Here is a 10,798-nt window from a genome sequence, read left to right as displayed (position 1 = left end):
ACAGGCTGCAGGCTGCTCACTGTGATCTCCGGAAAGGGCTAAGACGCGGCGGCCGCCGGTGCCGGATTGTCGGCGTGCTTATGGGCCGCGCCACCGTCTTCGGCAGCCTTGGCCGCCTCGATCTCCGCGGCCTTGGCTTCGACCATCTCTACCAGGTGGTCGACGATGTTGTCGTCCTTCAGGCGATGGTCCGGCAGGCCGTTGACATAGACCTGGTGAGTGCCGCGCCCGCCGCCGGTGAAACCGATGTCGGTCATCAGCGCTTCGCCCGGGCCGTTCACCACACAGCCGATCACCGAGACGGTCATCGGCGTGGTGATGTGGGCCAGGCGCTGTTCCAGAACCTCGACGGTCTTGATCACCTCGAACTGCTGGCGCGCGCAGGAGGGGCAGGAGATCACGTTGACCCCGCGATGGCGCAGGCCGAGGGACTTCAGGATGTCGAAGCCGACCTTCACCTCTTCCACCGGGTCGGCGGAGAGCGAAACCCGGATAGTGTCGCCGATCCCCGCCCACAGCAAGTTGCCGATGCCGATGGAGGACTTGATGGTGCCGGTCCTTAGGCCGCCGGCCTCGGTCACCCCCAGGTGCAGCGGATAGTCGCAGGCCTCCGCCAGCGCCGTGTAGGCGGCCACGGCGAGAAAGACATCGGAGGCCTTGCAGGAGATCTTGAACTCGAAGAAGTCCTCGTCCTCCAGGATCCGCGCGTGGTTGAGCGCCGACTCCACCATCGCCTCCGGGCAGGGCTCGCCGTACTTCTCCAGAAGATCCCGCTCCAGGGAGCCGGCGTTGACGCCGATGCGGATGGAGCAGTTGTTGTCGCGCGCGGCCTTGACCACCTCGCGCACCCGCTCGCGCGAGCCGATGTTGCCGGGATTGATGCGCAGGCAGGCGGCCCCCGCCTCCGCCGCCTCGATGCCGCGGCGATAGTGGAAATGGATATCCGCCACGATGGGCACCGTGACTTCCGGAATGATCCGCTTCAGCGCGGCGGTGGAGTCCTCATCGGGGCAGGAGATGCGCACGATGTCCGCCCCCGCCACCTCCAGGGCCCGGACCTGTTCGATGGTCGCCTGGACGTCGCTGGTCAGGGTGTTGGTCATCGACTGCACGGTGATCGGCGCATCGCCGCCCACCGGCACCGGGCCGACGTGGATCTGGCGGGACTTGCGCCGGTAGATATCCCGATAGGGTCTTACGCTCATGCGTTCCTTCCCGCCGCGATGTCGGATCTGGAGCCTGGCTCCATAAGGCGCAAGATGCGCCGAAACGCCAGCGGTTTCAAGGCTGAGGGGAGCGGCGGCCGAGCGGTCCGCCGGAAGGCCTAGGGCCGGCGGCCGGCCCCGTTGAGCAGCTGCTCGGGATCCAGCGGGATGTTGCGCCGCACCGCGCCCACCGGGCCAAGTGGGGTCAGCGGCGTGCCGTCGACCAGGATTTCCAGACCGCCGGCGTTACCGGTCAGCAGCGTCAGGTCCGCCGTGTTGGGCACGCGGTAGCTGTCGCCCACCCGCAGAACCCGGGTCAGCAGCAGCGTCCCCTCGCGGTCGCGCACCTGCACCCAGGCGTCCTGATTGGCCCGCAGTACCACGCGGGCATCGGTGTTTTCATCGCCGTAAACCCGCGGCTCCTGGTTGACCAGGAAGCTGCTGGGCTGGTTGTTGGCCGGCGCCGCCGGGATCGCGAGGCCGTTCTGGCCCGTTGCGGGCGCTAGAGCGGCACTCTGTTCGACGGCCGGCTGCTGGCCGCTCGGCTGCGGGCTGCCGGGCTGTTGCAGCGTGACGACGCTCTGGGTCTGCGCAGGCTCAGCCGTCACCACGCTGGGTGTCGAGATCACCGCCGTCGCCTCACTGTCTGTGGCCTGGGGTGCCGGCTGCCCGACCGCCACCTGGCTGCTGGGCTCCGCCAGGCCGCTTGCCGGGGCGGTTTCCGTCTCACTGGCCACAGGTGCCGGGGACACGGGCGTGGCATCACCGGTGGAAGTTTCGGAGGCCACCGAGGGCGGTTCGGCGGGCTGATCGGTGGTGGGAGTCTCGGCGGCTGCCGCGGGTTCCGCAGCGGGCCCATCCTGCGCAGCCGGCGTTTCCGCTTTGGCAGTTTCAGGGGCGGTTTCGGCGGTCTCGCTGGCCGCCGCCGGGGCGCTGGCCTCACCGGCGCTTTGTCCCGCGCTCAGGTCGCCGGGCGGCGGGGCTGGAACCGCCGGATCTTCGGCTACCAGTTCCTGCAGGCGGTCGGGCACCGGCGCCACCAGATCGCCGATGGTCTCGCCCTTGTTGGAAAGATAGAACCACACCCCGTAGGCACCGGCGAAGAGCAGGGCCGCGACCAGGAACACCGCGCCGCCGGGCATCTTGCCCTCCGGCGCCGGGGTCGGGAAATGCAGCTTGGTCTGGCCGTCCAGGCCTTCGACCTCGTTCTTGAAGCGCTCGACGATGGAATCGCCTTCGAGGCCGAGGAACTCCGCATAGGTGCGCACGAAGCCGACGGCATAGGTCGGGCCGGGCAGATCCTCGAAGTTGGAGCGCTCGATGGCGTCGAGATAGGAATAGCGGATGCAGAGGACCTGGGCGATGGAGCGGAGATCCTGGCCGTACTGCTGACGTGCGCGGATCAGGGTGTCGGCGACCCTTTCGCCCTCCAGTTCCTGGGGAATGGAGATTTCCGGAACCGGGTCCCGGTCACGCTCCGTTTCAACGAGCTTGGGTTCGGTCTTCTTGGCTGTCTGGGCCACAGGCTCTCACCGGGTTTTGCTGTCGAACCGGCGCGTCATCCCAAGACACTCCTGGCGCGACGGCCCTTTGCCGATCCGTCCGTCAAAGCCAAGGCGACCGGCACGCTGTTCCTGACAAATTAACAATTTTCTCTTCGCTGCAGCAACGCGTTAGATGGCAATGGTCCGCTCAACCGCATAGGACCTTAACTTCTCGCGGATACTGTGATCCGGCAAAGTTAATAATTGATTGATGGCGTCTTTGAGGGCGTCGAGCTCGAGGCTGCGGACCATGGTCTTCACCGGGCCGACGAAACTCGGCGCCATGGAGAGGCGCCGAACCCCGCAGCCGAGAAGGGCCAGGGCCTCCAGAGGCTGTCCCGCCATCTCGCCACAGACCGTCAGCGGCACGCCGTGGTCGTCGCAATGGCGGGCGATGTCGCGCACCAGGGACAGCACCGCCGGCGCCAGGCTGTCGTAGCGCCGGGCCAGGCGGGGGTTGGTGCGGTCGGCGGCGAAGAGGAACTGCACCAGATCGTTGCTGCCCAGGGAGAGGAAATCGCAGCGCGGCAGCAGTTGCGGGAGCTGCAGGGCGAGGGCCGGCACCTCCAGCATGGTCCCGACCTTGATCTCGGCGGGCGGGCGCTGGTCCAAGGTCTGCTGGCGGTCGATCTCCCGCTGCAGCAGGGCCCTGGCCGCCTCGAACTCCGCCACATCGCTGATCATCGGGAACATCACCGACAGGCTGCGCCCGGCCGCCGCCCGCAGCAGGGCGCGCAACTGCTGGCGCAACAAGGCCGGCCGGTCGAGACCGATGCGGATCGCCCGCCAGCCCATGGCCGGGTTGTCCTCGTGGCCGCCGCGCCAATAGGGCAGCAGCTTGTCGCCGCCGACGTCGAGGGTGCGAAAGGCCACGGGTTTCTCACCGGCATGGTCCAGAATCCGGCTGTAGATATCGGCCTGGGTTTCGACGCCGGGAAAGGAATCCCGGATCATGAAGGGGACCTCGGTGCGGTAGAGACCGATCCCCTCGGCCCCCGCCTCGTCCAGGTGGGTCAGGTCGATCATCAGGCCGGCGTTGATCATCAGCGTGATCGGCGCGCCGTCGCGGGTGACCGCGGGCAGTTCGCGGTCGGCCCGATAGGCCGCCTGCTGGCGCTCCTTGTGAGCAATGCTGTCCTCGAAACCAGCGCGCACGGAGTGGCTGGGCCGCAGCAGCACCTGCCCGGTCTCACCGTCGACGATGATGTCCTCGCCCTCGCCGGCCTGGGTGGTGATGCCCTCGCAGCGCCCGATCATCGGGATCTGCAGGGCGCGCGCGACGATGGCGACGTGGGAGGTGGGCGAGCCCTGCTCCAGCACCACGGCCCGCAGGCGGGTCTGGTCGTAGTCCAGCAGTTCGGCCGGACCCAGATCGTGGGCGATCAGGACCGTGTTCTCCGGCAGGTCCTCGCGCTTCTTCTCCTCCAGGCCCAGCAGGTGGTGCAGCAGGCGGTTGCCGAGGTCGTCGAGGTCGGCCAGACGGGCGCGCAGATAGGGGTCCTTGATGGCGGACATGCGCGCGCGGGTTTCGTTCTGCACCTTCTGCACCGAGGCCTCAGCCGTCAGCCCGCCGCGCACCGCATCGTGCATGCGCGTCAGCCAGCCGCGGTCGTCGGCGAACATGCGATAGGTTTCCAGCACCTCGCGGTGCTCGCCCGCCCGCGCCACCTCCTGGCGGGCCAGCATGGCATCCAGGGCGGCGCGCATCTCCCCCAGCGCCGCGTCCAGGCGCTGGCGTTCGGCCTCAGGGTCTTCGCCGACGACCTGGGTGATGACGATGCCGCGCTCATGGGGTACCGCCAGCCCGACGGCCAGGCCCTGGTTCAGGGCAATGCCGCTGAGCCGGGCCGGCATCAGGTCGCTGCCGGCGCTGTCGTCGGCCCGCTCCAGCAGACGGTCGCCGGCAAACAGTTCGGCCAGCACCATGGCCACGGTTTCCAGCGCCTCGACCTCCTCCTCGCCGTAGCTGCGCTGGGTGCGGTTCTGGACCACCAGCACGCCCTGGACCCGGCCGCTGCGCATGATCGGGACGCCCATCAGGGAGTGATAGACCTCCTCACCGGTTTCGGGGCGGTAGGCGAAGTTGGGATGGCTCTGGGCGTCGGCCAGGGCGACCGGACGCGCCTGGGCGGCGATCAGGCCGACCAGACCTTCGTTCACCTGCAGGCGGGTCTTGTGCACCGCCGAGGCCTTGAGGCCCATGCTGGCAAAGAGCTCCAGCACCTCGCCGCCGCGCATGGCGTAGATCGAACAGACCTCGGCAACCATGTCCTGGGCGATCAGCTCGACCACCCTGTCGAGGCGCTCCTGGCTCGAGCCGCCGGCCTTCATCAGGTCGCGCAAGAGCCGCAGCAGGCGGCGCGATCCGGCCCAGCCGTGGTCGAACTCAGTGGGGGCGGTCAAAGCCGGCACCCCCGCCGTATGGCACGAGGATCTGAGCCGGCCCGCCGCACCCTAGGCGGCGTCCAGGCCGTATGCCGTGTGCAGGCCCCGCAGCGCCAGCTCGGTGTATTCTTCGGCAATCAGCACCGAGACCTTGATCTCCGAGGTGGAGATCACCTGGATGTTGATCCCGCGGTCCGCCAGGGCCTTGAACATCTGCTGGGCGACACCGGCATGGCTGCGCATGCCCACGCCGATGACCGAGACCTTGACGACGTTGGGATCGGCCAGCAGTTCGGCAAAGCCCAGCTCTTCCTGGTTGCTGCGCAGCACCGCCTCGGCGCGCTCCAGGTCGGCCTTGCTGACGGTGAAGGTGAGATCGGTGCGCTCGGCTTCCGCCGAGATGTTCTGGACGATCATGTCCACGTTGATGGCGGCTTCGGCCAGCGGTCCGAATATCTTCGCCGCCACACCCGGCCGGTCCAAAACCCTGAGCAGGGTGACCTTCGCTTCATCGCGGCTATAGGCAATACCGCTGACAACGGCCTGTTCCACAATCTCTTCCTCGTCGACGACCAGAGTCCCGGGCCCCGGTTCGAAACTGGAGCGAACCTGGATGCGGACATGGTGCTTCATCGCCATTTCCACCGAGCGGGTCTGCAGCACCTTGGCCCCCTGGGAGGCCATCTCCAGCATCTCTTCGTAGGTGATCTTATCGAGCTTGCGCGCCTTCGCAACGATACGCGGATCGGTGGTATAGACGCCATCCACATCGGTATATATATCGCAGCGTTCGGCCGCGAGCGCCGCCGCCAGCGCAACGGCGGAGGTATCGGAGCCGCCGCGCCCCAGAGTGGCGATCCGGCCCTGGGAATCGACACCCTGAAAGCCGGCGACCACCGCCACCTGGCCTTCCCCGAAGCGGCGTTCCATCTCCTCGACGGCGATGTCTTCGATGCGGGCGCTGCCGTGGCTGTCGTCGCAGCGGATGGGAATCTGCCAGCCGAGCCAGGAGCGCGCGGAAACGCCGAGATCCTGGAGGACGATGGCCAGCAGGCCGGCGGTGACCTGCTCGCCGGAGGAGACCACCACGTCATATTCCCGAAGATCAGCCAGGACCGCGGCGTCGCTGACCAGGCTCACCATGCTGTTGGTCACCCCGGCCATGGCGGAGACCACTACCGCCACTTCGTGACCCGCCTCGGCTTCGGCGCGGATGCGCTGGGCCGCATTGCGGATGCGGTCCAGGTCGGCAACCGAAGTGCCCCCGAATTTCATCACGATACGGGCCATGGAACTCTCTGAAGTCAGGCGATGCGGTTCTGGCGGACGGCACTTCTGGCGGACGGCACTGCGGCGAATTGCCGTCACCCGGGCCTCCCGGTTGCCCGAAAGACGGCGGCTATCCATACTCTCAGCGTCTCTCCGGCGCAAGAGCGCGGGGGACCGGGGCGGCCTGAAGCCGCTGCCGCCACATTGGGAAGGATCAGGCATGACAGCGTCCGCCCAGAAACGCGCCTCCCGGAAACGCGCCTCGGAGAACCGCGACGCCAGCGGAGCGCGCAGCATCGACCCCGAGGAGATCGCCAAGTTCTCTGCGATGGCCGAAGCCTGGTGGGACCCGGAAGGCAAGTTCCGCCCGCTGCACCGCTTCAATCCGATGCGCCTCGGCTTCATCCGCGACCGGCTCTGCCGGCACTTCGGCCGCGATCCGCAGGCCGACCAGCCCCTCAAAGGACTGCGGCTGCTGGACGTCGGCTGCGGCGGCGGCCTGTTGAGCGAACCGCTGGCCCGCCTCGGCGCCCAGATGACCGGCCTCGACGCCGCGGAGAAGAACATCCGCATCGCCCGCCTGCACGCCGCCGAGTCGAAGCTCGACATCGACTACCGCCACGGCAGCGTCGAGGATCTGGCCGCGGCCGGCGCGGACTTCGATGCCGTGCTCAATATGGAAGTGGTCGAACATGTCGCCGATGTGGGCAGCTTCCTGGGTGCCAGCGCCGCGACGGTGCGCCCCGGCGGGCTCATGGTCGTGGCGACCCTGAACCGCACCCCCAAGTCGTTCCTGATGGCCATCGTCGGCGCCGAGTACGTCCTGCGCTGGTTGCCGCGGGGCACCCACGACTGGCGCCGCTTCGTGCGCCCGTCGGAACTGGGCAAGGCCCTCCGCCAGTCCGGTATGGAGATCACCGAGATGACGGGGGTCGCCTACAATCCGCTGACCGACGGCTGGCGCCTGGCCCCCGGCGACCTCGACGTCAACTACATGCTGGTCGCCGCCAAAGCGGATTAGCGCATCAAGGCGTCACCAGGAATAGCAGCCGTTCAGGGACAGTCAGGAGTTCTCGCGGGGCAGCCAGGGGATGCGCTGCACGGCGACGCCCTCGTCTTCCAGGGCCTTGGCCTCTTCGTCGGAGGTTTCGCCGTAGATGCCGCGTTTCTCCGCCTCGCCGTAGTGGATCTTGCGCGCTTCTTCGGGAAACTCGGTCCCGACATAGTCGCAGTTGTCTTCGACGTGCTGGCGCATCTGCTTCAGCATGCTGCGGATCTCGCCGGCCTTCTCGGCGCCGGAGACCGCGACCTCGCGGGTTTCGCTGATCGCCACGTTGGGCGCCATCAGTGCCTTTTCGACCTTGCGGCTGCCGCACACCGGGCACAGCACCTTGCCCGTGGCCACCTGATCGGAATAGCTGGCGCTGTCCCGGAACCAGGCTTCGAAGATATGGCCCTTGCGGCACTTCAGATCGAAGACAATCATGCTTTCAGAATTCTCTCCGGCACGGTCCCGGCGAACCGGTCCCAAAGATCAGCGAAACGGGCGGACCGCCTCATGATTGGCTGCGTCTAGCCTTAGCGAAAGAGATAGGGTGAAACAAGCGGATAGTCATCAGGAGCCACCCGGAAGCGGTCGCGCAGAAACCCGGAATTGCGCGGAAAACTCTCATTCGGTGAGAGAGGACCCGTCACCCTGGGTTGCACGTTTCGCCCCGCTTCTCCCAGCCGGCGGACGGGTTCTCGATCTGGCCTGCGGCAGTGGCCGCCACACGCGCTTCCTGCTCCATAAGGGCCACGCAGTGCTGGCCGTCGACCGGAACGTCTCGCGGCTGGAAGATCTCGCCGGGCAGGACCGGCTGGAAATCCTGCAGTGCGACCTGGAGAGCGGTACCCTGCCGGCTTTCCTGCGGCAGACCTTCGACGGCGTGGTGGTCACCAACTACCTGCACCGCCCGCTGCTGCCGGCCCTGCTGGACACGGTCGGGCCCGGCGGCCTTCTGATCTACGAGACCTTCGCGGCGGGCAACGCACGCTTCGGGCGCCCCAGCAATCCGGATTTCCTGCTGAAACCCGGCGAGCTTCTGACCTGGCTGAACGATCGTCTGCGGGTTCTGGCTTATGAGGATCTGGAGGTGAGCCATCCCAAACCCGCTGCGGTGCAGCGGATTTGCGCCCGGCGCCTGTGAAAACGGGGTCGTGGCTGGCGTCAGCTCGCCTGCAGCAGAGGTTCCAGCTTGTTGCCGGCTTCCAGCGCGAAGAGATCGTCGCAACCGCCGACATGCCGGTCGTTGATGAAGATCTGCGGCACGCTGGTGCGCCCGCCACTGCGCTCGACCATCTCGGCGCGGCGGCGCGGTTGCAGCATCACGTCAATTTCGGTGAAAGCTGCGCCTTTTGTCTCCAGCAGCTTCTTGGCCCGATAGCAGTACGGACACAGCATGCTCGAATAGACTTCGATCTTCGTCATGGTTAACGGACTGCCCGATTGGAATTTGACTTGCCCCAAGAGCCCTATTTAGGGGGAGCGGCCGCCGATTTCCAGTATCGCCGGCCCGCAGACCGGCCACCTCACATTATTGTGCCCCCGATTGTGCGCCAGATTGCGCACCGGACTGCGCGTCGGTTTCCGACCCCACCATGTCGGCCTCCGGCGTCGCGCGCATGCGGACCGAGGTGATCTGGTTGCGCTTGCGCCCCAGGATCTCGAAGTTGAAGCCGTGGAAGGTGAAGCGCTGACCGACCTCGGGAATGCGCCGCGCCTCGTGCAGGATCAGCCCGGCGAGGGTCGAGGCCTCTTCGTCGGGCAGGCGCCATTCGAAGCGGCGGTTGAGATCGCGCAGGGTGACCTTGCCTTCGACGACGAGCGAGCCGTCGCGCTGAACCTGCACGCCCTCCATCTCCACGTCGTGTTCGTCGGCGATGTCGCCCACGATCTCTTCCAGAATGTCCTCCAGGGTGACGATCCCCAGCACCTCGCCATATTCGTCGACGACGATGGCGAAGTGCTCGTGGCGGCTGCGGAAGGCCTGCAACTGGGACAGCAGGTCGGTAGTTTCGGGGATGAACCAGGGCGCATTGGCGATGCCCAGGATGTCCAGGTCGTCCAGCTTGGTGCCGGCCGCCTGCACGGCCCGCAGGAGCGCCTTGGCGTGCAGCACACCGACGATGTTGTCGGGATCGTCGCGCCACAGCGGCAGGCGGGTGTAGGGGCTGGACAGCACCTCCTCGACGATCTGCGCCGGCGGCTGGTCGATGTTGATGGCCACCATCTCCTTCCGGTGGACCATGATCTCTTCCACCCAGACGTCGCCCAGGTCGAGGATCGAGCGCAACATCTCCCGCTCGTGCTTTTCCTCCTCGCCCTCACCCTCGCCCTGGTGCAGGTCGATGGCACCGCGCAACTGCTCTTCGGTCGCTTCCGCCGTCAATGCGTGGCGCACTTCGATGCCGACGGCCGAAAGCGCCAGACGCACGATGAGCTGGATCGCGATCGAGATCGGCTTCAGCAGCACGACGATCACCCGGAGGACCGGCGCCACGGAAAGGGCGGCCCGGTCGGCGTTCTGCAGGGCATAGGTCTTGGGTAGGATCTCGGCCAGGATCAGCACGCTCACGGTCATACCGAGGGTGGCGTAGATCACGCCGGCCTCGCCGAAGAGCGAAATCAACAGGCTGGTGGCCAGGGCGGAGGCCAGGATGTTGACCAGGTTGTTGCCCAGCAGAATGGCCCCGATCAGGTGCTCCTTCTCCAGCCACAGCTCGTTGACCACGAAGGCGCGGCGGTTGCCGGATTGGGCGAGGTTATGCATGCGAGGCCGCGAGGCCGCGGTGAGGGCGGTTTCGGAACCGGAGAAGAACGCCGAGAAGACCAGCAGCCCCAGAATGGCGCCGAGGGTCGTGGCTATGTCGATGTCCATGGTCTGTCTATGGGGTTGAGCAGGGGTTGCGGGAGGTCTTGCAGATGGTGGTGAGGGATCGCCAGATGAAGGCCTTCGGCGTCATTCCAGTGCCGCCGGCCCTCAACTGCCCAGGGTCGCGCGGGAGGTCATGTCCGCCGCGCTGTTCTCGTTGGCGAGCTGATCGGACTGATCGAGCGCGTTGGTCAGCATGGCCATGACTTCGTCGGTCATCACTTCAGACTCGATGAAGGCCTGGCCGATTCCCCGGGTCAGGATGAAACGCGCCCGCCCGCCGCTGACCTTTTTGTCGCGCGACATGTGGTCCAGCAGACGATCCACGTCCCAATGGCGCGGCGCGAGGTCGGCAAAGCCGGTGGGCAGGCCGACGGCGGCGAGATGGCGGCGCACCCGGTCGGCGTCTTCCGGCGGGCAGTGGCCGCGCTGTACCGAGAGATCGAAGGCCATGACCATGCCCACCGCCACCGCCTCTCCG

General features: G+C 67.0%; 9 protein-coding genes and 1 pseudogene. 2 read left to right on the top strand and 8 right to left on the bottom strand.

The features are described 5' to 3' along the window. Positions 1-38 precede the first annotated feature (38 nt). The 4 genes from ispG to Q0996_RS12595 form a co-directional block, all read right to left on the bottom strand. A complete protein-coding gene (ispG, locus tag Q0996_RS12610) occupies positions 39-1,205 on the bottom strand; it encodes a flavodoxin-dependent (E)-4-hydroxy-3-methylbut-2-enyl-diphosphate synthase (protein ID WP_299619934.1) in 1,167 nt (388 codons plus the stop codon). Between the two features lie 119 nt (positions 1,206-1,324). Next, on the bottom strand, positions 1,325-2,728 hold the full coding sequence (locus Q0996_RS12605) for a helix-turn-helix domain-containing protein (protein WP_299619931.1): 1,404 nt from the start codon (positions 2,726-2,728) through the stop codon (positions 1,325-1,327). A 150-nt stretch (positions 2,729-2,878) separates the two neighbouring features. After that, the gene (gene ptsP, locus Q0996_RS12600; protein WP_299619928.1) at positions 2,879-5,152 is read right to left on the bottom strand and encodes a phosphoenolpyruvate--protein phosphotransferase; all 2,274 of its coding nucleotides are present in this window, start codon (positions 5,150-5,152) and stop codon (positions 2,879-2,881) included. Positions 5,153-5,203: 51 nt separating this feature from the next. Continuing rightward, entirely contained in the window at positions 5,204-6,424 is a 1,221-nt protein-coding gene (locus tag Q0996_RS12595) for an aspartate kinase (RefSeq protein ID WP_299619937.1), read from the bottom strand. Positions 6,425-6,623: 199 nt separating this feature from the next. Between Q0996_RS12595 and ubiG the strand changes: the two genes are divergently transcribed. Continuing rightward, positions 6,624-7,424, top strand: coding sequence for a bifunctional 2-polyprenyl-6-hydroxyphenol methylase/3-demethylubiquinol 3-O-methyltransferase UbiG (gene ubiG / locus Q0996_RS12590; protein WP_299619925.1), 801 nt, complete (start codon positions 6,624-6,626; stop codon positions 7,422-7,424). 42 nt (positions 7,425-7,466) lie between these two features. On the opposite strand, the gene Q0996_RS12585 is transcribed toward ubiG, so the two are convergent. Beyond that, positions 7,467-7,889 carry a DUF1178 family protein gene (locus tag Q0996_RS12585; RefSeq protein WP_299619922.1) on the bottom strand — a complete coding sequence of 141 codons (423 nt, stop codon included), beginning with the start codon at positions 7,887-7,889 and terminating at the stop codon, positions 7,467-7,469. A 190-nt stretch (positions 7,890-8,079) separates the two neighbouring features. Here Q0996_RS12585 and Q0996_RS12580 point away from each other — a divergent pair, with 190 nt between their 5' ends. Then, complete coding sequence (locus Q0996_RS12580; RefSeq protein WP_299619919.1) at positions 8,080-8,592, top strand: bifunctional 2-polyprenyl-6-hydroxyphenol methylase/3-demethylubiquinol 3-O-methyltransferase UbiG; 513 nt, start codon at positions 8,080-8,082, stop codon at positions 8,590-8,592. Between the two features lie 20 nt (positions 8,593-8,612). Here the strand turns inward: Q0996_RS12580 and grxC are convergent, their stop codons facing one another. The 3 genes and pseudogenes from grxC to Q0996_RS12565 all read right to left on the bottom strand — a co-directional run. Continuing rightward, positions 8,613-8,873, bottom strand: coding sequence for a glutaredoxin 3 (gene grxC, locus Q0996_RS12575; protein WP_299619916.1), 261 nt, complete (start codon positions 8,871-8,873; stop codon positions 8,613-8,615). Between the two features lie 106 nt (positions 8,874-8,979). Continuing rightward, positions 8,980-10,323 (bottom strand): HlyC/CorC family transporter, encoded by a 1,344-nt coding sequence (locus tag Q0996_RS12570; RefSeq protein ID WP_299619913.1) that lies wholly within the window; start codon positions 10,321-10,323, stop codon positions 8,980-8,982. 102 nt (positions 10,324-10,425) lie between these two features. Continuing rightward, a pseudogene (locus Q0996_RS12565) lies at positions 10,426-10,798 on the bottom strand (hypothetical protein); the annotation flags it as partial.

Source organism: Pelagibius sp., from assembly GCF_028289705.1.
Classification (GTDB): Bacteria; Pseudomonadota; Alphaproteobacteria; order Kiloniellales; family Kiloniellaceae; genus Pelagibius.
Note: the sequence above shows the minus strand (reverse complement) of the source record. Positions and strands in the feature narration are given on the sequence as shown.